We start from the raw sequence: 23931 nt of genomic DNA on the forward strand, positions 1-23931 counted from the left end.
ACCCGTGCACCGGTTCCCGGGACGGGGAACCGGCGCACGGGTGTGCCGTCACTGGTTGACGCAGATGTTGCCGGCGGCGGGGTTCAGCAGCCCGATGATGTCGATGCTGTCGCCGCAGACGTTGACCGGGATGTGGATCGGGACCTGGATGACGTCCCCGGACAGCAGGCCCGGGCTGCCCACGGCCGTGCCGGTCGTCGGGTCGGGGTCGGCCGCGAAGGCGCTGGCGGTGCCGCCCAGCGCAAAGACGCCTGCGAGTACGGCCGTTGTGGCGATGCTGCGGATACGCATGAATCTGCCTTACTGGTCGAACGGTAGGGACAGGACCATCACACCCGGCTCCCGGGGCGCTCGCCTCTCCGGATACGCCGACGGGGTGGCCGCCTTCGGAGGGAACCACCCCGTGACGGCCCGATCCCGCTCGTGCGACGGCCGCGAAACACCCCCTCTCGGGGGCGGAGTGGAGGGGGCGGGGGTGGTCCGGTCTCGGCGCACCGGGGCCGGGCGGTGCGGGTGCCGAGGTCCCCGGGCCGGGGCGTCCGGAACCGGGGATCGGGGATCTCCCGGCCGGGGTGAAGTCGGGCCGTCTCCCGTAGAGTTCCGGGGCGGCTGGCCCGCCGGACGCGCTGGTCCGGTCCCGGAGACCGCTCGGGCAGGGTCAAGTCCCCCTCGCCGAGGGCGCCTTCGTCAAAGCCCGCGGCTCGACCCGGGCAGGGCAGCACGCGGCCGCCCGCTGACGACACCCTAGGGGCTGCCCGGGGCCGGCGCAGTTCGGGAGGGCCGGTCAGGCGTGCCCGGGACCGGACCGGTGGGGTCCGGTCCCGGGGTGTGGCGTGGTCACGGGAAGGACGTCACCTTGGAGGGGACGGTGCTGGTTCCCGAGGTGGCCGCTCCGGTGTTGTTCACGACGTGGGCGTACTGGCCGTTGCCGCCGAGGGAGATCACCAGAAGGTCGTGCAGCTTGATGCCGGATCCCGTCGGCACCTGGAAGCCGTGGGCCTGCACGATCGAGGGATCGGCGGTGTAGTTGCAGTAACTGCCCAGGCCCCATGCCTCGTGCGTGGTGACCGAGTCGTCGACCTTGTAGGCCGCGTAGCCGGTGATGCCGTCGTGGGTGATGGCGGCGGCGTTCGGGGCGTCGTACGCCTTCTCGTTCTGGAAGAAGATGGTCCGGCCGCGCTCTCCGCTCCAGTAGACGTCGTACTTGTTGAAGTGTTCGACGAACAGACCGGTGGCGAGGACGTCGTCGCCATTGACGCGCAGGCCGTAGTCCGCGCGGTTGGTGGTCCAGCCGACGCCGCTGCCGTGGTCGGCGCGCCAGATCCAGGTGTGGTCGATGATCGTGTCGTCGCTGTTGACCACCAGCGAGTTGGTGGCGAGGCCGGGGCCCGCGCCGCCGATGCGGAAGAACACGTCCTGCACGGTGGTCGGGTTCGCGGAGTGGTCGGCGCTCGCGCCGGGGTCGCCGATGCGCAGGAGGGTGTCGGAGTTGACCGATCCGGCGTCGATCAGCAGACCGGCCAGCTTGACGCCGTCGACGTCGGAGACGTGCATGGCGTCGACGCCGTTGTCCGGGACCAGGGTGGCGAGCCCGAGGCCGAGGACCACGGTGTTCGCGCGGGTCACGTTGATCGTCCGGTCGAGGTGGTAGACGCCCGGGGTGAACAGGAGGTTGAGGCCCTGGGCGAGGGCCGCGTTGATGGTGGCCGCGGTCGCGCCCGGCTTGACGACGTAGAACTGGTCGAGCGGGATGGAGGTGCCCGGCGTGTTCGGCCAGGAGACACCGCGGGCGTTGGTGCGCTTGGCCGGGACGAACACCTTGTACGTGGAGCCGTCCAGGTAGAGGAACGGCTTCTCGCGGGAGACGGGCGTGTTGTCCAGCGTGGTGTACGGGCCGCTGTCGAAGTTGGTGGCGGGCGCGCCCTGGACGCCGGAGAAGGTCATGTTCCACACGCCGTTGGTCCAGCCGCCGACCGAGCTGTCGCGGTTGTACCACTGCTGCTGGGAGTAGGGGCCGACGGTGCCGTCGATCTTCGAGTCGGCGATGTAGCCGCCGGAGGCCCAGCCGTAGCCGTTCGGGGCGAGGTTGAGACCGCCCTCGACGTGGATGCGGCGGAAGGGCGCGGCCTGGGCGACGGCCCAGCGGTCGTCCCCGTTCGACGGCCTGATGGCGAGGTTCTCGGCCGAACGCCAGAAGTTCTGGGTGGCGTTGCCGTTGAACCAGCCCGCGTCCACGGTGACATCACCGTTGATCTGGGTGTCGTCGGGGTTGAGACCGAGCCCGGAGATCGAGGTGTAGAAGCCGATCTGGGCGTTGATGTTGTTGTAGGTGCCGGGCTTGAGCAGGAACTGGTAGCGGCCGGTGCCGAACTGAGCGGATTCCTGCTGGGCGAAGACGGTGTCGAACTTCTGCTGGAGGTTCGGCGTGGAGGGGTCGACGACGATGACGTTCGGCCCGAGGTCGCCGCCGCCCTGCACGGGCGGGGTGCCGGTGGTGCCGGTGTGCACGGCGACCTCCCACAGGGAGTAGCCGTAGCCGGTGCCGCGGGCGGTGCCGTAGACGCGCACGTACCGGCCGGAACCGCTGACGTCGTAGGACGCGGTGCCGCCGGTGGCGCCGGTGACGCTCTTGAGGGTGCTCCAGTTCTGGCCGTCGGCGGAGGTCTGGAGCTGGAAGTTCTTGCCGTAGGCGGTCTCCCAGTTCAGGTCCACCTCGCACAGGTCCTGTACGGAGCCGAGGTCGACCTGGACCCACTGCGGGTCGGACGCCTGGCTGGACCAGCGGGTGCCGGTGTTGCCGTCGAAGGCGGCGGAGGCGGGGGTGCCGGCGTTCTCGGTGGAGGAGGCGGTGGCGGGCCTGCCCTGGGCCGCGTTCGCCGTGCCGCAGCTGGGCTGTGCGGTGTCGGTGCTGCCGTAGACCTGGAACTCCCAGAGGGAGTAGCCCCATGGGGTGGCGCGGTGCACGCCGAGCATCCGGACGTAGCGGCCCTGGCCGGAGACGTCGAGGGTGTCGTTGCCGCCGTCCGAGCCGGTGACGGCCTTCAGGTCGGTCCAGTTGACGGCGTCCGTCGATATCTGGACCTTGTAGTCCTTGGCGTACGCGGCCTCCCAGTCGAGGACGACGCGCGAGACGGAGGCGGTGGCGCCGAGGTCGACCTGGAGCCACTGGCCGTCGGTCGCGGCGGAGGACCAGCGGGTCCCCGTGTCGCCGTCGACGGCGTCGGCCGCGGTGGTGCCGTAGTTCTCCTCGGAGGAGGCGGTGGCCGTCCTCCCCTGGGACAGCGGCGCCTCGGCCGCGGCGGCGCGGCCGTGGCCGAGGGGCAGGGTGATCAGCGCGGCCATGGCGGCCAGCGCGACACCCGCGGATCGGAATCTCATATGCGGCTCCCTGGAGACTGAGGGGTGAACCTCGATCGCTCACTACTTAGTTCACGTTTTGATTTAAGTGGCGAGATGGATGCCGCACAAGCCTTCGGAAGCCGAACGTTTCGGCGCGTGCCGTTCAGTGCATCGCGTCACGGCCCTTTCGCGCCTGCCGTTCGGCCATCGCGAGCAGTGCGGCGTGGGTGGCGGGGTCGGCGGCGGCGATCAGGCCGCCCCGGCCGGTGTACGGGGGCTCGCCGTACAGGCCGGTGACCGTGCAGCCGGCGGCCTGGCACAGGGCGATCCCGGCGGCGAAGTGCACGCTGTCGGCGAGGTGGCCGTCGGTGACATAGGCGGCGCGGCGCCCGGCGGCGACCCAGGCGACGGCGAGGGTGCTGGAGATCACCCGGGGCCGGAACCGTTCGGTGAAGCCGGGGTCGGCGAGCAGCGAAGTGGCCCGGAAGGCGGGGGCGTTGGGGAAGGGCGGGTCGAGGTTGACGTCCACCAGCGCGGAGGCGGCGGACGGGGTCAGCTCCTCGCCGGCCTCCATGTCGCCGTCGTCGCCGGTGCTGAGTCGCGCCCGGATGCCGTCGGTCCAGAAGACCTCGCCGGTGAACGGGTCGGCGGTGGCCGCGGCGGTGGTCTCGCCGTCCACCCGCAGAGCGACGTTGACGCCGACGAGCATGGTCCGCACGGCGTAGTTGAGGGTGCCGCACAGGGGGTCGACCAGCCAGCGCCGCCGCGCCCCGGCGACCCCGCCGGGACCGCTCTCCTCGCCGGTGACGGCGTCGTCCGGGCGGGCGGTGCGCAGCACGCCCAGGACGGCCCGCTCGGCGGCGAGGTCCGCCTCGGTGGCGAAGTCTCCGGCACCCTTCTCGTAGCGGGCGAGCCGGCCGCCGTACAGGTCGCGGACGACGGCGGCGCCCGCCCGGGCCGCGGTCACGGCCAGGCGGGCGTCGGATTCCCCGTGAGTGATCGTCATGGGCGCAGCCTATGCGCACCTCACAGGACGATAAGAGCAGTTCAGCCGCGTACCGGGGTGAGCCCGAGGGTCTGCTCGGCGGCGGTGCGGCCGCGGCCGACGGCGCTGTGGGTGGTGTCGGTCCAGGTGCGCACCGGGACGGTCTCCGCGCCGCGGCCGGGATCGGCGGACAGGGCGAGGACGAGCCCGCTGTAGCGGTTGACGAGGTGGAAGGTGCCGGCCGGGGAGGCGTCCGGGATCAGGAACCACTGCTGTCCGACGGCCGGGCTCTTCCCGCGCTGCGGGGCGGCGGTCGGCCGGGTGCCCCAGGCACGGTTCCCGGTCCTGCCGGAGTCGACGCCGAGCAGGTCGCCGGTCGCCGAGTTGGCCACGGTGTAGGCGCCGTCGCCGGTGGGCCGGAACGTCCAGGAGGCGCGGGCCGAGTCGGCGGACCGGGCCGCCGCGGTGGAGGAGGCGCCGGGGTTCTGGGCGAGGACGCGGCCGGTGCCCGCGGCGATCCGGTAGCGGTGCCCGGCGGCCACGGGCGGGGCCGCGGGCGCGGTGGAGTCGAGGGTGAGGTCGACGTACTCGCCGTCGGCGCCGTGCGCGCAGCCGAAGGAGCAGTACGAGCGCATGGTCCGGCCCACGATCGAGGAGCTGGTGCGGTTCGCGCCGTCGAGGAACCAGCGGTACCAGGAGGCGTTCGTGTAGCCGCCCGTGTCGCCGATCAGGTGCCATTTCTGGGTGGTGAGGTCGTCGGTGGCGTAGAGGCGCTGCGGCGCGTTCCCGCTCTGGTCGACGGCCTGCGGTTCGCCGATGTACAGCCCGAGGTAGGCGTCGTAGGCGATGTTCATCACGAACAGCGGGGAGGTCGGGGGCGTCTTGCCCGCCGCGATCTGCTCGGCCGTGGTGCCGGTGCCGGCCGGGTCGTACTCGTCGGCTGCGGGGGTGTGTCCGGTGGGGTGGGCGGCGTCGACGGGGACGATGTTGCTCTCCTTGCCGCCGGTGCCGGGCTGGGACCAGGCGCCGTCGTACCACTTGCGCCAGGAGCCGGGGGCCATCTTGCCAGCGATGGGGGCGCGGGCGACGTGCTCGTAGAACGCCTTCCAGCCGCCCTTCTTGTCCACGATCCGGGAGCCGTAGTAGACGTAGAAGTAGCCGGAGGCGGTGTCCACGAACAGGCGCTGGTCGCCGTCGCCGTAGTCGTACGTCTGGTTCGGGAAGGCGGCCGTGTCCCCGCGCACGGTGCTGAACGGGGACGTGATGACGTGGTCCTCGATGGTCCAGGTGCGGCCCCGGTCGGTGGAGACGGCGTAGTCGATGGCGTCGAAGTGCAGCCCGTCGCCGAAGGGCTGGGGGGTGAACTCGTTGTGGACCAGGCCGTACCAGTCGCCGGTGTCGGGGTCGATCCACACGCCGGACAGGTCGCAGTAGTTCTTCTGCGCGTAGCCCGATCCGGCCGGCGGGTAGCTCGCCTCGCGGCCGGTGGGGCTGTTGTCGCAGCGTGCGGTGGTGTCGTCGTTGCGGTCGGCGGGGTCGGCCGGGTTCACCGCGGTGCTCAGCGCGGTGTCGAAGGCGGCGGAGTCGAAGTCGGCGCCGGTGTAGAAGTCCCAGGTGCGGGGGTCGTTCGCGCCGTACAGGGCGGCGGACTGCTGGTAGTGGAAGGTGCCGTCGCGGTCGAGGAAGGGGCTCGCGGGGGTGTCCGTGGGGTACGGGAACGGCACCGGGCTGCCCACGGTGACGGTGTAGGCGGGGGCTTGGGCGGCGGACGCCGGGGACGCGGTGGCGCCGCCCAGGACGAGGGCGACGGCCGCGGCCACGGCGCCGCCCGCTCTGCTCAACAGTCGCACGGATGCTCCTCGTTGCCGAAGGGTTGCCGGAGGTGAGGCCGGACGTCCGGTCCCACGGAACGATCAGCCCCCGGCGGTGTCCCGGCAATGGACTCCCGTGCGCCGCCTCTTGCACTTTCGCGTCCGGGCCGGCCGCTCAGCCCTCCTCGGACAGCGGGATGTCCCAGGCCAGTTGGCGCATCAGCTCGTCGTCCCGGTGGTCGGGCCGGTGGTCCGGGTCGGCGGGGCGGGCCGGCGCGTGGGTGCCGCGCGAGATGCCGCCGCTGACGGTGATGTTGTGCTCCACGCGCGGGCGCCGGTGCCGCTCGTACGCCGCGAACGCCCTTGTGGGGTCGGGGAGATCACGCAGCGCCTTGGCGAGGACGACCGCGTCCTCCAGCGCCGTCGAGGCGCCCTGCCCGGTCGCCGGGGAGGCCGCGTGCGCCGCGTCGCCGACGAGGAGGACCCTGCCGGTGTGCCAGCGGGCGCCGAGCGGCATCTCGGTGGCGTTGGTGACCATGACGGGGCCCGGGCAGGCGGCGACGAGCGCGGCGGCGGGTGTGGCGTCCTTACGCAGCAGGGGCAGCAGCTCCTCGCGCGGTACGGCACTGCGCGCGCCCGGCCCCCGCTCGGGCAGCGGGTCGCCGCCGACGCGCGCGAACCAGTACGTCTCCCCCGTCGGCGCCCCGGCGTATCCGAAGGCGCTCTCGCTGCCCCGCACCATGGTGATGACACCGCTGCCCGCCGTGCCCGGGGCGCCGGGGGTGCGGCCGTAGAAGACGCGTTGGCCCGCGTAGCCGGGCCGGACCTCGGGGCTGAGCGCGCGGCGGACGGCGGAGTTCAGGCCGTCGGCGCCGATGAGCAGGTCGCCGGTGGCGGTGGTGCCGTCGGCGAAACGCGCGGTGACGCCGTACGGCCCGTCGGTCACCGAGGTCAGCCGGGCGCCGTGGGTGAGGGGGATGCCGCGCCCCGAAACCTCCCGCTGGAGCGCGGAGTTCAGCTCGCCGCGGCGCAGGCAGCGGTAGCGCAGATCGGGTTCGGTGACCTCGCCGAGCGGGACGTGGGCCAGTTCGGTGCCCTCCGCGTCCAGCAGGCGCAGCGAAGTCAGCGGAAAACCGATGGCCGTCACGGCCCGGGTGGCGTCCAGCTGGGCCAGGGCGCGCATGCCGGTGCTCGCGAGGGTGAGGAAGGCGCCGATGTCCTGGTCGGCGCCGGAGTGCGCCTCGTACACGCGCACGTCGAAGCCCGCGCGGCGCAGGCCCAGCGCGGCGGCGCTGCCCGCGACGCCGCCGCCGATCACCAGGACCCTGGTGGCTTCCGTACCGGTCATGTGCCGCTCCTCGGCCCGACAGTGGTGACGACCATCCAATTACAGCGGTGGAGCGGGAGCGCCGGGCGGGGCACGAATCCGGACAGGGGCGGGCACGGCGGCCGGCGTGCGCCGGTGGGTGCCGGGAGCGCCCCGGGCGCCGCCCGCCGGGGCGTGGTGTGCGCACGACCGCCCCTCGCGCGCAGGCGTTCCGGCGGCCGGAGTGGGTACGACCCGGCCATGCGGGTGAGTCTGGTGGACGCGGGATCGAACACGGTACGACTGGTGATCGCGGATGTGGAGGGAGGCGTTCCGCTGCCGGTGCACACCGTCAAGTGGAAGCTGCGCCTGTCCGAACAGGTCGGCGCGGACGGCACGATCGCCGAGGAGGCGGTGGAGCGGCTGGTGACGGCGGTGGCCGAGGCGGGCGACACGGCGCTGCGGTGGAAGGCCGCGGGCCCGCTGGCCTTCGCCACCACCGTGGTGCGGGCCGCGCCGAACCGGGCGCAGGTGCTGGAGCGGGTGGCGGCCGGGACCGGCATCCGGATGTGCACGCTGCCCGGTGAGACCGAGGCCGAGCTGACGTTCCTGGCGGCCCGCCGCTGGCTCGGCTGGAAGGCGGGTCCGCTCGCGGTGCTCGACATCGGCGGCGGCTCCCTGGAGGTGGCGTTCGGGCGGGGCCGGCTGCCCGACTTCGCGGCCTCGCTGCCGCTGGGCGCGGCCCGGCTGACCCGGGAGTTCCTGGACGTCCAGGACCCGCCCGGGGCGGCCGAGCTGAAGGAGCTGCGCCGCCGCATCCGGCACGAGCTGCGGGACGTGGCGGCGCGGATACGGTGGGAGTCGCCGCGTACCGCCGCGGTCAGCTCCCGCACGTTCCAGCAGCTGGCCCGGCTGTGCGGGGCCGCGCCGGGGCGGTTCGGGCCGTTCGAGCCGCGGGCGCTGCGGCGCCGGGACCTGGGCGAGGCGGCGCGCGCGCTGGCCACCCTGCCCGCCGCCGAGCGCGCCCAGTCGCCCGGCATCTCCGCGCCGCGCGCGGCGCAGAGCCTGGCCGGTGCCGTCGTCGGGCACACGGCGCTGAAGCTGATGGGGCTGCGCCGGGCGGTGGTGTGCCCGTGGGCGATCCGCGAGGGCATCCTGCTGCGTTACATCGAGGACGGCGCCGACTGGTGGACGCGGACGGCGGGGGCGGGTCTCACCGGGGCGCCGTCCTCGGCGGTGTCGCTGCGCAGCGTCGTGGAGCCCTCCGCGTAGCACCCGGCCTCAGGAGCCGGCGGAATCCTCGCCCCGGGTGCGCAGGGCGCCCGCCGTCCGCAGCAGGCGGTCGGCGGGTCCGCGCAGCCGGGGGTGGGCCAGCACGGTGTTGCGCAGGCCGCGCGCGGGTCCCCGCCATAGGCGGTGGGCGAGCGCCACGGGGTGCAGGCGGGTCACGAAGCCCTCCCCGACCCGGAGTTCGCGGGTCTTCAGCCAGTCCTTGTACTCCTTGTCGCCGCGGCCGAGGTCCACCGTCTCCACCCCGTGCCGGGCGGCGGCCTCGGCGGTGCGCAGATGCATCATCAGCCCCGGTGAGTAGCGGTGCAGTCCGGGGTCGTACGCGGTGAACCAGGCCGCCAGTACCGTGTGCGACCGGGGGCCGAAGTGGGCGGCGACCGGGCGGTCCCCGGCGTAGAGCACGGACAGCACACCGGTGCAGTGGGGCTCCCGGAGGCCGAACAGCTCCTCGACCAGGGCGACGATCCAGGGCCTGGCGAACCGGTCCATGCGGCCGGTCCTGCGGTACTGCGCGGACTTCCAGCGCATGAGGGTGCGCAGCATTTCGGGGTCGCGTTCGTCGAACACGAAGCGCACCTCACCGGCGTCCCGGCCGAGGCGGCGCTCCTTCTTCAGGGTCGTCTTCGCCTGTCCGGGGTAGGTGCCGCGCAGCCAGGCGGCGTAGTCGCCGTCGCCGGGGCGCAGCTCGATGACGGGCGAGGCGAAGGTGCCGGTGACATGCGGCTCGAACGGCCGCTGTCCGCCCACGAGATGGTCGAACTCGAAGCTGCTGAGCTCGCAGGCCCGCAACAACTCCCCCATGTCCCAGGTGGTTCCGGGCCGGTGCACCAGGGCCTGGCAGTCGGACAGTCCGAGTCCGATCGCCCGGCCGATGCCGAACGGCCCCCGCTCGTACGGCAGGAAGCCGACGTCCCGGCCGTCCTCGCGCAGCACGGCGACCCGGGCGCCGCCCCGGTGCCGGCCGACGGCGCGGGCGAACTCGGGGGCGAGGAAGGGGTTGGCGAAGGCGGGCGACTCGTCCATCGCCTCGTGCCAGGCCCGGAGTTGCCCCGGCGTCAGCTCGCCGGACCCGTGGACGGTGATCTCCACTCGGCTCCCCCGCCTTTCCGCCGTACCGGGGCGCCCGGTCCCCCGCCGTGCGCCGCTGCTCAAAACTGGCCAAACAGGCGGACCTTGTCAAGGGCGCGCAGGCGACGCGTGGGCTGCCGCTCCCGCGCGAACTCCCCGTTCCGCCCCGGGGGAAGGGGCCGGCTGGCAGACTTCCTGATCATCCTGGCCCTCATGAAAGGCGGTACGCCATGACGTCCCACTCCGAGCCCGCCGAGCTGCTGGCCACCATGCCGTTCGCGGCCGGTCTCGGCATCGAGCTGCGGGAGGCCACCGCCGAGCGCACGGTGGGCTCGCTCGCCTGGTCGCCCGGGATGTGCACGGCCGGGGGCGCGCTGCACGGCGGGGCGCTGATGGCGCTGGCGGACAGCGTGGGCGCGGTGTGCGCCTACCTCAATCTGCCCGAGGGGGCGGCCGGTACCTCCACGGTCGAGTCCAAGACCAACTTCCTGCGGGCCCTCACCTCGGGTCACGTCCATGCCACGGCCCGGCCGCTGCACCTCGGCGGCACGCTGATCGTGGTGCAGACGGAGCTGCGCGACGACCGGGACCGGCTGGTCGGGCAGACCACGCAGACGCAGATCGTGCTGCGCGAGCGGGTCGGCTGAGACACACGGCCGAAGGGGTACGGCCGAAGGGGCCGGACCACGCCGAGGGGCGGGGTCCGGCCCCTTCGTCGTGCGCGCCCGCGCTACTCCGGAAGACGTCCCGGGCGTCCCGGATCCGCCCGCGCTATTGACATGAACCTGTGCTTCCTTCGAGTCTTCGTGCGTGAAGTTGCTTGAATATGCGCATCTTCAAGCACTTCCGCGCACGCTCACATACTCCGCACCGACGCGAGGGGAGCTGTTCCGCCGTGCGAAGACTCCGACATCGGGTGCCGTGGCCGGCCTGGGTGCCGCTGGGGCTGGTGACCGCCCTGGCCGGCACCGCGCTGGTCGTCCCGGCGCCCGCCGCGGCCGCCGCCACCGGCGCCGTACTGGACCCCGCCCACAGCAGTGTCAGCTGGCAGAGTCCCGTCTACGCCAAGGGCACCGTCGGCGACCCGAAGGACTGCCCCACTCCCGGCGCCGACCCCGGCAACCAGGTCTGCGACCGCTTCGACCTGTCCGTCTCGGTGCCGGCCGGCTACTGGAACGACAACCCCGAGGGCGGCGTCCCGCTGGCCGTCAAGTGGGAGCACCCCACCGACGACTTCGACCTGTACGTGTACGACGACCACGGCACCCAGGTGGCCTCCAGCGCGGGCACCGCCGACCCCGAGGCCACGCTGATCCCGCGGGCGTCGGGGACGTACCACGTGGTGGTCGTGCCGTACGACGTGCACGACAACTCCTTCACCGGCACGGCGTACCTGCCCGCGACCGAGGACGCCGGCGGTCTGACGTCCTTCTCGGGCGGGCACGGCAGCTACACGATCCGCGCCGGGCAGCTCCTGGCCCGCGCCGACTTCCTGAGCGGCGGCCGACTGCGACTCCAGGCCGACCCGTCGGGCTCGCTGAGCGACCCGGCCGGCACCGAGATCGTGCGCACGGAGCCCGCCGCGGACCGGCACACCTCGTCCTTCGACGCGGGCGCCTACTACGGCATCCGCGCATCGGAGGCCGTACTGCGCGTGTACAAGAAGCCGCTGCGGTTCGGGCTGTACAAGGCGGACAACCGCACCCGGATCTGGCAGGAGGACAAGCCGCTGCGCTGGTCCACCGACGGGATGCGGCAGAGCCTCGACCGCGGCGCGGACGAGCAGTTCTTCGGCGGCGGCGAGCAGAACGGCAGCTTCTCGCACCGCGGGCAGACGATGTACGTCTCCAACAGCTTCGACTGGGACGAGGGCGGCTACAACAACTCCCAGCCCTTCTACCTCTCCAGCGCGGGCTACGGCGTCTTCCGCAACACCTTCGCGCCGGGCGTGTACACCTTCGACTCGCCGGTGACCACGGGGCAGCAGGAACGGCGCCTGGACGCCTATTACTTCCTCGGTGACGCCAAGCACGTCATCGGCGCATACACGAAGTTGGTGGGCAAGCCGTTCATGCCGCCGGTCTACGGCCTGGAGCCCGGCGACTCCGACTGCTATCTGCACAACGCCAACCGGGGCGAGCGGCACACCCTGGACGCGCTGAAGGTCGCCGACGGCTACACCCAGCACCAGATGCCGCTGGGCTGGATGCTGGTCAACGACGGCTACGGCTGCGGCTACGAGGACCTCCAGCAGACCGCCAAGGGTCTCCAGGACCACAACGCCCAGCTCGGCCTGTGGACCCAGGACGGCATCGACAAGCTGGCCGAACAGGTCAAGGCGGGCCAGCGGGTGGCCAAGCTGGACGTGGCCTGGGTCGGCAACGGCTACCGGTTCGCCCTGGACGCCTGCGACGCGGCGAAGAAGGGCATCGAGGACAACAGCGACGCCCGCGGCTTCGTCTGGCTGCCCGTCTCCTGGGCGGGCGCCCAGCGCTGCGGGGTGCTGTGGAGCGGCGACCAGCAGCTGTCCTGGGACTACATCCGCTGGCAGATCCCGACGTACGCCGGGGCGACGATGTCCGGCATCGCCTACGACACGGGCGACGTGGGCAGCATCTACCTCCACGACGCCAAGATGTACGCCCGCGACCTCCAGTGGAAGGCGTTCCTGCCGGCCATCATGACCATGGACGGCTGGGCCACCGACCTGACCACCAAGAAGCCCGCCGACCAGCAGCCGTGGCTGGACGGCGAGCCGTACACCTCCATCAACCGCAAGTACCTCCAGCTGAAGGAGCGGCTGCTGCCGTACATGTACACCCTCTCCGCCGACGCGGCGAAGAGCGGGGTGGGCGCGGTGCGTCCGCTGTGGCTGGAGTACCCGGACGACCCGGGCACCCTGGGCGCGAACGCGAAGTACGAGTTCCTGTCCGGGTCCGACTTCCTGGTCGCGCCGGTCTACCAGGACTCCGACACCCGCGACGGCATCTATCTGCCCAAGGGCACCTGGACCGACTACTGGACCGGGCGCACCTACCACGGCCCGACCACGGTCGACGGCTACCACGCCCCGCTGGACACCCTCCCGCTGTTCGTGCGCGAGGGCGCGATCGTGCCCATGTGGCCGAAGGACACCACCAGTTGGCAGACCCGGGACCGGCACGAGCTGGACTGGGACCTGTACCCGTCGGCCCACGGCACCAGCCACTACACGCTGTACGAGGACGACGGCGTGACGCGTGACTTCGCCAAGGGCGCGGCCGCCACCCAGCGAGTCTCGCTGCACCGGGACGCGCACGGCACGACCGTGTCGGTCGGCGCGAGCGAGGGCGCCTACCACGGCAAGGTCGCCGCCCGGACCTACCGGTTCACCGTGCACGGCGGCTCCGCGCCCGCGCGGGTGCTGGTGGACGGGCGCCAACTGCCCCGCTCCGCCTGGTCGTTCGATCCGGCCACCCGGGTCACGACGGTCACCACGGCGAGCCTGCCGCTGGACCGGGGCTTCGGTCTGCGATTGGTCGACAAAAGGTAAAGGGGTCGTATGGTCTAGTCCAAAGAGCAGGTTGGTCTAGGCCAACTCATTGACGTGACCGCAACAGCTCCCGGAGGGTGGGGGCTCCTCCCCCACCCGGGTCTCTCCCCACCCTCTGGAGGCACGCAGTGAGACGTCTTCACGCCTGTCTGAGCGCGGCGGCCGCCGTCGTGCTCGCCGCCGCGGGCACCACCGCCCTGGTCGCGGCCAACGCCTCGGGCGCCACTCCCCAGGACGCCCTGAGCAACCGCTGGTACGCGGCCGCCCCCTATCTGATGCCGCTGGACAACGACCCGCCCGACCCGGCCGCCATCATGGACGCCACCGGTCTCAAGGCGTTCCAGCTGGCCTTCGTGCTCGCCCCCAACGGGGGTGGCTGCTCCCCCACTTGGGGCGGTACGGCACCGGTCTCCGCGGACACCGCCGTGCAGTCGATGATCTCCGCCATCCGCGCCAAGGGCGGCGACGTGTCCGTCTCCATCGGCGGCTACGGCGGCACCAAGCTCGGCCAGGCGTGCGCGGACCCGGCGTCCACGGCGGCGGCGTACCAGCAGGTGATCACCAAGTACGGCCTGCACGCCATCGACTTCGACCTGGAGGAGCCGGAGTACGAGAACACCGCGGCCATCAAGAACGAGATCGGCGCGGCCAAGATCCTCCAGCAGAACAACCCGGGTCTGTACGTCTCCGTGACGACGGCCGGCACGGCGGACGGCACCGGCTGGTTCGGCAAGCAGATGCTGCTGGAGGCGAAGTCGCAGGGGTTCACCCCGAACAACTTCTCCATCATGCCGTTCGACGGCGGCTTCAACGGCGCGGCGAGCCAGACCAGCGCGCTGACCAACTTCAACTCGATCCTCCAGTCCACCTTCGGCTGGGACGCGGCCACCGCCTACGCCCACGAGGGCTTCTCCGGCATGAACGGCCGCAGCGACACCGGCGAGATCTTCGGCCAGAGCGACTTCCAGACCGTGCTGGACTACGCGACCAGCCACCACATGGACCGCTTCACGTTCTGGTCGATCAACCGCGACCGCCAGTGCAGCCCGCCCGACAACGGGGGCCGTACGTCCGGGACTTGTTCGAGCGTGGCGCAGAGCCCCTGGGACTTCGCCAAGTACTCGGTGAAGTTCGCCGGGGTCACCCCGCCGACCGGCACCCCGACCCCCACCCCGACGCCGACCCCGACCTCGTGCAAGCCCGCGTGGAACTCGTCCACCGCCTACACGGGCGGCACCGAGGTGTCGTACGGCCAGCACAACTGGAAGGCCAAGTGGTGGACCCAGAACGAGGTGCCCGGCGCCTCCACCTGGGGTCCCTGGCAGGACGAGGGCGCCTGCTGACGCGTTGCCCGCCCGGTGGCCGGGGACGCGCGCGGTGGTCACTTGGCCGGGCGCGTCCCCGGCCACCGGCCTGTCCCGGAACCGGTCCGTCCGCATGACACACGGTGCGACCTGCGCGACTGGTGGAATACGCCAAGTGGCCGTAGCGTCGATGTGACCTGCTCGGACACGGGACGAACGGTGGGAGCGGCCATGCGCGGATCAGTGGTGGGAACGGCGGTGACCCTGGCGGCAGCGGCGGTGCTGGCGGCGGGAACGACGGCTTCGGCCAGTCCGCCGACCGCGTCCGTGGCGCCGACGGCGCGGGCCGGGGACCGGGTGCTGGTGGACTGTTTCTCCCACCGCAATGTGCGCCCCACGGACTTCATCCTGGCCTGCGGTGACGGCAACAGCCGGCTCAAGGGCCTCAACTGGACCGCCTGGAGCAACGGCGGCGCCACGGGCACCGGCACGAACTGGGTGAACGACTGCAAGCCGTACTGCGCGGCCGGCACCTTCCACCCCTACCCGGTGGTCATCCGGCTCAGCGGCGGCACGCAGTGGAAGAAGCATCCCTCCTTCGAGCGCTTCACCCAGCTGACCCTGACCTACAGCGGCGCACGGCCGCAGGGCTTCCAGCACGTGATGTCGTTCCCGCTCTGGGACGGCCCCACGTCGCCGCAGGGCTGACAGCACGGATCGCCCGGGGCCCTTCACGGACCCCGGGCGAGCGCGGTACGGAAAGCGGCCGGGTCCTTGCCGGACCCGGCCGTTTGCGCGCGGACTCAGCCGATCTCGACCAGCAGGTCGCCGCCCTCCACCTGCTGGATGCGGTTGATGGCCAGCCGGGACACCCGGCCCGCCTTCGGGGCCGTGATCGCGGCCTCCATCTTCATCGCCTCGATGGTGGCGACGGTGACCCCGGCCGCCACCTCGTCGCCCTCGGCCACCGAGAGGGTCACCACACCGGCGAACGGCGCGGCCACGTGGTCCGGGTTCGAACGGTCGGCCTTCTCCGTCACCGGCACGTCCGAGGCGGCCGCCCGGTCGCGGACCTGGATGGGCCGCAGCTGGCCGTTGAGCGTGGACATCACCGTGCGCATACCGCGCTCGTCGGCCTCGCCGATCGCCTGAAGCTCGATCAGCAGCCGCACGCCGGGCTCCAGGTCGACGGCGTACTCCTTGCCCGGGCGCAGACCGTAGAAGAACGCCTTGCTGTCCAGGACGCTCGTGTCGCCGTACGACTGCCGGTGGCCCTCGAACTCCCTGGTGGGCGCCGGGAACAGCAGCCGGTTCAGGGTCGCCCTGCGGTCCTTGGCCAGGCCCTCGCGGTCCTCGGCGGACAGCTCGGGCACCGGCTTGGCGGCGGCGCGGCCCTGCAACGCCTTGGTGCGGAACGGCTCCGGCCAGCCGCCGGGCGGGGTGCCCAGCTCCCCGCGCAGGAAGCCGATCACCGAGTCGGGGATGTCGAACCGGTGGGGGGTCTGTTCGAAGTCCGCCGGGGAGACCCCGGCGCCCACCAGGTGCAGGGCGAGGTCGCCGACCACCTTGGAGGACGGGGTGACCTTGACCAGCCGGCCGAGGATGCGGTCGGCGGCGGCGTACATCGCCTCGATGTCCTCGAAGCGGTCGCCGAGGCCGAGCGCGACGGCCTGGGTGCGCAGGTTGGAGAGCTGGCCGCCCGGGATCTCGTGGTCGTAGACGCGCCCGGTCGGCGCGGCGAGACCCGCCTCGAAGGGGGCGTAGATCCGGCGCACGCCCTCCCAGTACGGCTCCAGGTCGCCGACCGCCTTGAGGTCGAGGCCGGTGGGCCGCTCGGAGTGGTCGGTGGCGGCCACGATCGCGGAGAGCGACGGCTGCGAGGTCGTCCCGGCCATGGAGGCGACCGCGCCGTCCACCGCGTCCGCGCCCGCCTGGATCGCGGCGAGGTAGGTGGCGAGCTGGCCGCCCGCGGTGTCGTGGGTGTGCAGGTGCACGGGCAGGTCGAACTCGCGGCGCAGCGCCGAGACCAGGGTGGCGGCGGCCGGGGCGCGCAGCAGTCCGGCCATGTCCTTGATCGCGAGGACATGGGCGCCCGCGTCGACGATCTGCTCGGCGAGCCGCAGGTAGTAGTCGAGGGTGTAGAGCCGCTCGCCGGGGTCGCTCAGATCGCCGGTGTAGCAGAGGGCGACCTCGGCGACCGCCGTGCCGGTCTCGCGCACGGCCTCGATGGCGGGGCGCATCTGGCCGACGTCGTTGAGGGCGTCGAAGATGCGGAAGATGTCGATGCCGGTGGCGGCGGCCTCCTGCACGAAGGCGTCGGTGACCTCCGTCGGGTACGGCGTGTAGCCGACGGTGTTGCGGCCGCGCAGCAGCATCTGGAGGCAGATGTTGGGCACGGCCTCGCGCAGGGCGGCCAGCCGCTCCCAGGGGTCCTCGGCGAGGAAGCGCAGGGCGACGTCGTAGGTGGCGCCGCCCCAGCACTCCAGGGAGAGCAGCTCGGGCAGGGTGCGGGCGACGACCGGGGCGACGGCCAGCAGGTCCTTGGTGCGTACCCGGGTGGCGAGCAGCGACTGGTGGGCGTCGCGGAAGGTGGTGTCGGTGACCCCGATCGTGGGCGACTCGCGCAGCCGGCGGGCGAAGCCCTCGGGACCGAGTTCCACGAGGAGCTGGCGCGATCCGGCGGGCGGCTCGGCGGCGGCCGACACCGGCAGCTTGGTCAACGGGTCGAACAGGTCGGGCCGTTCGCCGTGCGGCTTGTTCACCGTGACATCGGCGAGGAAGGTCAGCAGCTTGGTGCCGCGGTCCGCGGAGGAGCGGGCCGTGAGCAGATGCGGGCGCTCCTCGATGAACGAGGTGGTGATCCGGCCGGCCTGGAAGTCCGGGTCGTCCAGCACGGCCTGGAGGAACGGGATGTTGGTGGACACACCGCGGATGCGGAACTCGGCGACGGCGCGCCGGGCGCGGCCGATGGCGGCCTTGAAGTCCCGGCCCCGGCAGGTGAGTTTCACCAGCATCGAGTCGAAGTGGGCGCTGATCTCCGTACCGGCGTGGGTGGTTCCGCCGTCCAGCCGGATGCCGGAGCCGCCCGGCGAGCGGTACGCGCTGATCGTGCCGGTGTCCGGGCGGAAGCCGTTGGCCGGGTCCTCGGTGGTGATGCGGCACTGGAGCGCGGCCCCGTGCAGGGTGATGGTCTCCTGGGCGAGGCCGAGGTCGGCGAGGGTCTCGCCGGCGGCGATCCGCAGCTGCGCCTGGACCAGGTCGACGTCCGTGACCTCCTCGGTGACGGTGTGCTCGACCTGGATACGCGGGTTCATCTCGATGAAGACGTGGTTGCCGTCCCGGTCGAGCAGGAACTCCACGGTGCCCGCGTTGCGGTAGCCGATCTCGCGGGCGAAGCGCACGGCGTCGGCGCAGATCCGGTCCCGCAGCCCGGGGTCGAGGTTCGGGGCGGGCGCCAGCTCGATGACCTTCTGGTGGCGGCGCTGGAGCGAGCAGTCGCGCTCGAAGAGGTGGACGACATTGCCCTCGCCGTCGGCGAGGATCTGCACCTCGATGTGGCGCGGGTCGACGACGGCCTTCTCCAGGAAGACGGTCGGGTCGCCGAACGCGGAGGCCGCCTCGCGGGAGGCGGCCTCGATGGACTCGCGCAACTGGGCGGGGGCCTCGACCCGGCGCATACCACGACCGCCGCCGCCCGCGACCGCCTTCACGAACACGGGGAAGCCGATCTCGTCGGCGGCCCGCACCAGTTCGTCCACGTCGGTGGAGGGCTGGGAGGAGCCGAGCACCGGTACGCCGGCCGCGCGGGCGGCGGCCACCGCGCGCGCCTTGTTGCCGGTCAGCTCCAGCGTGGCCGTGCCGGGGCCGACGAAGGTGATGCCCGCCTCCTCGCAGGCGCGGGCCAGCTCCGGGTTCTCGGACAGGAAGCCGTAACCGGGGTAGACGGCGTCCGCTCCGGCCCGGCGGGCGGCGGACACGATCTCCTCGACGGAGAGATAGGCGCGCACCGGGTGCCCCGGTTCCCCGATCTCGTACGCCTCGTCGGCCTTGAGCCGGTGGAGCGAGTTGCGGTCCTCGTGCGGGAACACGGCGACGGTGCGCGCGCCGAGTTCGTAGCCCGCCCGGAACGCGCGGATCGCGATCTCTCCGCGATTGGCGACCAGCACCTTACGGAACATCCTGGAATCCCTTCAGCTGCCTGGCGGCGACGAACGTCATGGTGAGTAAGACACGCCCTGCCCTGCCGTATCCCGCGCAACCCTAGGGGCTGCCCGTGCGGGCCCGTATGCGAAAACCATCACATCAGGGGTGTGGGCGGCGCCACAGGTGTGCGCGGCGGTTCGGGGGGAGTTTCCGGCCGGGGGCGCGGACGTGTCCAGGTCAGCGTTCGAGGGAGGTCATCGCCGTGCCGCCGGCGCGGGCGGCGGTGGGATGGGGGGATGCGGGGGCGGGGACGGTGGCGGCGACTACGGCGGAGGCGGGAGCGGGAGCGGTCACGGGGAGGACCGGGGACACCTTGGGGGCCGTAGGGGCCGTAGGGGCCGTAGGGGCCGTAGGGGCCGTAGGGGCCGTAGGGGCCGTAGGGAATGATCCGGGAGCGCGGGTGGGGAGGAAGGAGCGGGCGAGGGCGCGCAGCCGGGCCCGGCGGCCGTGCAGGAGGCCGAGGACGACGGCCGAGCCCACCGCGATCAGATGCTCGCGGCCGGCGAGGTTGGGGACGGCGATCGACTCCCACACCATGGAGCCGCCGGTGAGGGTGAAGACCACCGGCGCGCGTCTGACGACCGAGAGATAGGTGAACAGGCCGACGACCGCCGCCGAGGGCCCGGTGTCCAGGACATGCCCGCACGCGGCCGGCAGTCCGAAGCCCGACCAGCCGGGCCCGACCGCGATCATCAGCCGCGCGACCAGGGTGCCGGCCAGCGTGGTGGCGTAGGCGATCGCGAGGGTGCGCGAGCGGCCGAGGGTGAGTTCGGCGAGCGCGAAGGCCAGGAACAGCTGGGTGATGCCGGCCCAGACCGGCAGGTCGAGCGCCGGGACGTACAGCGACACCGGGGTGCGCAGCAGGGACAGCCACAGCGGCAGGTCGGCCTTGACGCCGCCGAGCCGGGTGACCCACACCGCGCCGGTGGGGTGCTGGGCGATGTCGTGGAAGAAGATGACGCCGAACGCGGCGACGAAGGCCAGCAGCAGTCCGGACAGCCCGCGCCGGGCGAGTTGCCGTATCGGGTCGACGACGATGGCGTGCCACTCGCCGCGCAGGGTGCGCCCGGCGAACCGGGCGAGGCGTGCCACCGACGGGCGGAACCGGTCGGGATGTCTTTCCGCGGTCATGGGACGGGACAGCCCGTCACCTTCGTCTTCGACGCACCTGTCATGCACATCGCCCCCCTTCGGCCCGCGTCCGGTGATCGACCGTACGAGGCTTTTCCCCATACCCATTCGTTTCAGGCATCGCCGACCGGATGTCGGCGGATTTCCCCGGGTCGTGTGGTCGCACGGCCCGGGGGACAGTTCAGCGACCCGCGCGACGCCCGTCAAGATCTTTAACGGGTGGGAAGCCCCACAGGCGGATAGAAGGGAAAACTGGGGAGGGAAGGCAACCTCTCCCCCTTCGGCCACGTCATCCGACTCGGATGCTCTCACCGCCGGGGCGCCCGTCCGGCGAGCAGGACCGCGCAGGAGCCGGCGGTCAGCAGGCCGCCGGCGAGAAAGGCGCCGCGGACGTCCGCGAGCGGCAGGATCAGCGCGCCGAGGGCGGCGCCCGCCGCGATACCGGCGTTGTAGGCACCGGAGTTGGCCGCGAGGGCGAGGTCCGTGCGGCCGGGAGCGCAGCTCAGCATCTCGTGCTGGGTGGCCATGAACACCGGTCCGAGCGCGCCGCCCGTCAGGGCCAGGAACACCACGGCGGCCACCGGGTGCGTACCGCCCGCGCGGAGGCCGAGCAGGCCGGCCGCCTGGACGGCCACGGCGGTCATCAGCGCGGCGCGCGGGAAGCGGTCCAGGAACGCGCCGGTGACGCCCACCCCGGCCAGGCACGCGGTGCCGAACACCACGAGCAGGGTGTCGACGGCGCCCGGCGAGAACCCGCTCACCGAGCCGAGGAACGGCACGAGGTACGTGTATCCCGTGAACGCCCCGGTGGCGGACAGGGCCCCGGCCGCGAGCACGGTCGCGAAGCGGCGGGTGTCGGGGGCGGTGCCGTGGGCGGCGGGCTCGGCCTCGGCGGGCGAGGTGGGGAGCAGCACCGCGATCACGAGCAGCGGGACGAGGCCCAGGGCGGCGAGCGCGCCCATCGGCACCCGCCAGTCGGTGCGGCCGCCCAGCCAGGTGCCGGCCGGCACACCGAGCACGAGGGCGAGCGAACCGCCGATGGACAGCGCCCCGATCACCCGACCGCGCCTCTCGGGCGCGAACAGGCCCACCGCGACCGGGCCCATCACCGCCCAGAACAATGCCTGCGCGAGCGCGGTCAGCAGCCGGGCCGCGAGCAGGGGCCCGTAGGAACGGGCGGACGCGGCGAGCAGGCTGGAGAGCACGAGCGCGGCCAGCAGCCCGGTGAGCACATGGCGCCGGGGCACCGTCCGGGTGGCGTGGGCGAGCGGCAGGGAGGCGAGGGCGACCGTCGCGCCGTAACCGGTGACCAGCAGGCCGACCGTCGGCGGCGGCACCCGCAGGCCGCGGGAGATCGCGTTCAGCAGGCCGACCGGGAGGCTCTCCGCCGTGTTGAAGGTGAAGGCGGCCAGCATCAGGGCGCCGAGCACGGCCGGGCCGCGCCAGGAGGACGGTCGCCGGGTACCGGCCCGGTCCGCTCGCCCGATGCTGTCCGCCGGGGTGTCCATGGCTCCAGCTCACCGGGTGCGCCGGGCGCGCCGCAACGCATTTCCGGACCGTACGAACGCCTGCCCCGCCGTGTGCGGGGAGGCTTCCGGACCTCGTGAACACGGCGGGGCAGGCGGTACGTGAGCAGACTGCCCCCGGAATCCGGGATTCAGTAGCGTGCGTATGGCATATTCACGCCCTGCTTCCGGCCAAAGCCGCGCAAAGCGCGCCCCCGGTCCGCAGGACCTTGAGCCCGACCGCGACCCGCCGGTCAGCCGATGACGTCGTCGGTGGTGTCGCGCTCGCGTCGTCGGCGGCCCGTCACCCGCACCAGGTCCAGGGCCGCGGCCAGCGCGAGGACCCCGCACACCACCGCGAGAACGGTGAGGGGGCCGCTGCCGGGGCTGTCGCCGGGGCCCTGGTGCGCGGACCAGAGGGCGAAGCCCACGGTGGCGGCGGTGAAGACCGGGAGGAAGAGGGCGGACAGGATCAGGCGCAGGCGCAGGTCGCTGCGGGCGGTGGCCGGTTCGGTGCCGGCGGGGGTGCGGGGGCGGGCGCAGCGGCCCGGCCGGGGCGTTCGTCCGTGCTGGTCATCGGCCATGACAGCCTCCTTCGGGCCGCGGGCGGCGCCGGTGCCGCCTCACCCCGGATGGTCGGGCAGGCGGTACCCGTGGAAATCCCGGCCGATCACCGGCTGGGCGGCCTTGCGGACGCGGATGCCTCCGGTGGTCATGCCGTGCTCGGTGCCGGCGTGCGCGTGGCCGTGCACGGCGAGGTCGGCGCCCGCGGTGTCGACGGCCTCCGCGAGGAGGTGGCTGCCGCGGAAGGGATCGGCCACGGGCTCATGGATCTCGGGCCCGGGGTCCGGTGGGGCCTGTCGCCGCGCCTCATGCCCCGGTGGGGCTACGGCTCCCGGCTGCGGACCGGAGTCCGGCAGGGCGTGTGGCCGTACACCCGCCGCTCTCGGCGCACCGGCCGCTCCCGGCCGGGTCCCGTCCGCCGTGCGGCGCGGCCCGGTGACCTCCGGTACGTCCGGGCACCGTGCGGACGCGGTCTCCTCCCCGGGGTGCGACACGGCCTCCCTTCCCGGCCCGTGCCCCGGTCATCGGTGACCCGGGGCCGTCCGGGTACCCGGGGCGACGGTGGCGACACGGCGGCGGGGCGGGGCTCGGCGGCGTGCCCGTGCCGAAGGCGCAAGTGGCCGCCCGTCCCGCCCGGTAGCACGCTGGTAGGCATGAGATCGAGGGTCGGGTCGGCGGGCGGGCGGCGATTCTGGCAGTCGTCGCACGCGTTGCTGCTGCTGCCGGTCACCCTGATCGTGGTGATCACCGTGGTGGACGTACAGGCGCCGGAGAGCATCCACCTCGGCCCGGCCCTGGTGATCGCGCCCGCGCTGACGCCGTCCTTCGCCGGCCCCCGGACCACCGCGGCCGTCGGCGCGCTGGCCACGCTCGCGCAGATCGTCATAGGCATCGCCCACGGCGGGATCGGCACCTCGAACCACATCGTGCAGATCATCACCCTCGCGGTGCTCTCGGTGATGGTGGTCCTCTACAGCGCCCTGCGCGAACGGCGCCAGGCCCAGCTGGCCCAGGTCCGCACGGTCGCCGAGGCCGCGCAGCACGTGCTGATGTGGCCGCTGCCCGAGCAGATCGGCCCGCTGCGGATCGCCTCGCTGTACCTGGCCGCGGAGGACGAGGCCCAGATCGGCGGCGACCTCTACGCGGCGACCGTGTGCGACAACGCCGTACGGGTCCTGATCGGGGACGTGCGCGGCAAGGGGCTGCCCGCCATCGGGGAGGCCGCGCTGCTGCTGAGCGCGTTCCGGGAGAGCGCCCACCGGCATCGCACGCTGGAGGACCTGGTCGACACGCTGGAGCAGAGCGTCACCCGGTACACGGCCGATCTGGAGTCGGAGGACGAGGCGGGCGAGCGGTTCGCCACCGCGCTGCTCGTGGAGATCCCGGACCGGGACCAGATCACCCGGATGACCAGCTGCGGGCATCCTCCGCCGCTGCTGCTGAGCCCGGGGCACGTGGTGACGATGCCGAGTCTGCACCCCTCTCCGCCGCTCGGTGTGCAGGGGCTGCCGGCGAGCGTGGAGCACACGCTGGACGTCTTCTCCTTCGAGCCCGGTGACACGCTGCTGCTCTACACCGACGGCGTGGTGGAGGCGCGGGACGCCCGGGGCCGGTTCTATCCGCTGGCGGAGCGGGTGGCGCGGTGGACCGACGACAGCCCCGAGGCGCTGCTTCACCACATCCGCCGCGATCTGCTCGCGCACGCCGGGGGCCGGCTGGGCGACGACGCCGCGCTGATCGCGCTGCACCGCACCCCCGTCGACCGGCATCGCCACCACGGCCATGGGCGCGGCCACGGGCGGACGGCCGCGCGGCAGGACACGGCGGGCGCCGAGCGGCCGTAGCCCCGCCCGGAGCGGAACGGGGCGGGCGGGGCGGCCGTACGACCGTGCC

General features: G+C 72.9%; 16 protein-coding genes and 1 pseudogene. 6 read left to right on the forward strand and 11 right to left on the reverse strand.

The features are described from left to right. Positions 1 to 48: 48 nt before the first annotated feature. From GHR20_RS01555 to GHR20_RS01575, 5 genes are all read right to left on the reverse strand, one after another. Positions 49 to 291: a chaplin gene (locus tag GHR20_RS01555; protein WP_111581632.1), complete on the reverse strand. Its 243-nt coding sequence runs from the start codon at positions 289 to 291 to the stop codon at positions 49 to 51. 546 nt (positions 292 to 837) lie between these two features. Next, positions 838 to 3378, reverse strand: coding sequence for a discoidin domain-containing protein (locus GHR20_RS01560; RefSeq protein ID WP_153811918.1), 2541 nt, complete (start codon positions 3376 to 3378; stop codon positions 838 to 840). Positions 3379 to 3502: 124 nt separating this feature from the next. Then, positions 3503 to 4345, reverse strand: coding sequence for an inositol monophosphatase family protein (locus tag GHR20_RS01565; protein ID WP_153811919.1), 843 nt, complete (start codon positions 4343 to 4345; stop codon positions 3503 to 3505). Between the two features lie 41 nt (positions 4346 to 4386). Beyond that, positions 4387 to 6174 (reverse strand): RICIN domain-containing protein, encoded by a 1788-nt coding sequence (locus GHR20_RS01570; RefSeq protein WP_153811920.1) that lies wholly within the window; start codon positions 6172 to 6174, stop codon positions 4387 to 4389. A gap of 136 nt (positions 6175 to 6310) precedes the next feature. Next, positions 6311 to 7483: an FAD-dependent monooxygenase gene (locus GHR20_RS01575; protein ID WP_153811921.1), complete on the reverse strand. Its 1173-nt coding sequence runs from the start codon at positions 7481 to 7483 to the stop codon at positions 6311 to 6313. A gap of 219 nt (positions 7484 to 7702) precedes the next feature. On the opposite strand from GHR20_RS01575, the gene GHR20_RS01580 reads away from it, so the two are divergent. After that, on the forward strand, positions 7703 to 8713 hold the full coding sequence (locus GHR20_RS01580) for a Ppx/GppA family phosphatase (RefSeq protein WP_194858770.1): 1011 nt from the start codon (positions 7703 to 7705) through the stop codon (positions 8711 to 8713). Positions 8714 to 8722: 9 nt separating this feature from the next. On the opposite strand, the gene GHR20_RS01585 is transcribed toward GHR20_RS01580, so the two are convergent. Further along, positions 8723 to 9820 (reverse strand): GNAT family N-acetyltransferase, encoded by a 1098-nt coding sequence (locus GHR20_RS01585; RefSeq protein WP_153811922.1) that lies wholly within the window; start codon positions 9818 to 9820, stop codon positions 8723 to 8725. 209 nt (positions 9821 to 10029) lie between these two features. On the opposite strand from GHR20_RS01585, the gene GHR20_RS01590 reads away from it, so the two are divergent. From GHR20_RS01590 to GHR20_RS01605, 4 genes are all read left to right on the forward strand, one after another. Then, entirely contained in the window at positions 10030 to 10446 is a 417-nt protein-coding gene (locus tag GHR20_RS01590; protein ID WP_153811923.1) for a PaaI family thioesterase, read from the forward strand. Positions 10447 to 10694: 248 nt separating this feature from the next. Continuing rightward, positions 10695 to 13331 (forward strand): TIM-barrel domain-containing protein, encoded by a 2637-nt coding sequence (locus tag GHR20_RS01595; protein ID WP_343335983.1) that lies wholly within the window; start codon positions 10695 to 10697, stop codon positions 13329 to 13331. A 128-nt stretch (positions 13332 to 13459) separates the two neighbouring features. Continuing rightward, positions 13460 to 14674 carry a chitinase gene (locus tag GHR20_RS01600; protein ID WP_153811925.1) on the forward strand — a complete coding sequence of 405 codons (1215 nt, stop codon included), beginning with the start codon at positions 13460 to 13462 and terminating at the stop codon, positions 14672 to 14674. Positions 14675 to 14866: 192 nt separating this feature from the next. Next, complete coding sequence (locus GHR20_RS01605; protein ID WP_111581640.1) at positions 14867 to 15343, forward strand: hypothetical protein; 477 nt, start codon at positions 14867 to 14869, stop codon at positions 15341 to 15343. 95 nt (positions 15344 to 15438) lie between these two features. Here GHR20_RS01605 and GHR20_RS01610 read toward each other — a convergent pair whose 3' ends face one another. The 5 genes and pseudogenes from GHR20_RS01610 to GHR20_RS01630 form a co-directional block, all read right to left on the reverse strand. Further along, a complete protein-coding gene (locus GHR20_RS01610) occupies positions 15439 to 18813 on the reverse strand; it encodes a pyruvate carboxylase (RefSeq protein WP_153811926.1) in 3375 nt (1124 codons plus the stop codon). A gap of 202 nt (positions 18814 to 19015) precedes the next feature. Further along, a complete protein-coding gene (locus GHR20_RS38070) occupies positions 19016 to 19969 on the reverse strand; it encodes a hypothetical protein (protein ID WP_275549583.1) in 954 nt (317 codons plus the stop codon). Positions 19970 to 20277: 308 nt separating this feature from the next. Further along, complete coding sequence (locus GHR20_RS01620) at positions 20278 to 21384, reverse strand: MFS transporter (protein WP_194859093.1); 1107 nt, start codon at positions 21382 to 21384, stop codon at positions 20278 to 20280. Between the two features lie 344 nt (positions 21385 to 21728). Then, a complete protein-coding gene (locus GHR20_RS01625; protein ID WP_153811927.1) occupies positions 21729 to 22058 on the reverse strand; it encodes a DUF6343 family protein in 330 nt (109 codons plus the stop codon). Positions 22059 to 22097: 39 nt separating this feature from the next. Further along, a pseudogene (locus GHR20_RS01630) lies at positions 22098 to 22286 on the reverse strand (metallophosphoesterase); the annotation flags it as partial. 405 nt (positions 22287 to 22691) lie between these two features. On the opposite strand from GHR20_RS01630, the gene GHR20_RS01635 reads away from it, so the two are divergent. Beyond that, the gene (locus GHR20_RS01635) at positions 22692 to 23882 is read left to right on the forward strand and encodes a PP2C family protein-serine/threonine phosphatase (RefSeq protein ID WP_153811928.1); all 1191 of its coding nucleotides are present in this window, start codon (positions 22692 to 22694) and stop codon (positions 23880 to 23882) included. Positions 23883 to 23931: the final 49 nt, after the last annotated feature.

The sequence above is a fragment of the Streptomyces sp. SUK 48 genome (genome assembly GCF_009650765.1).
Taxonomy (GTDB): domain Bacteria; phylum Actinomycetota; class Actinomycetes; order Streptomycetales; family Streptomycetaceae; genus Streptomyces.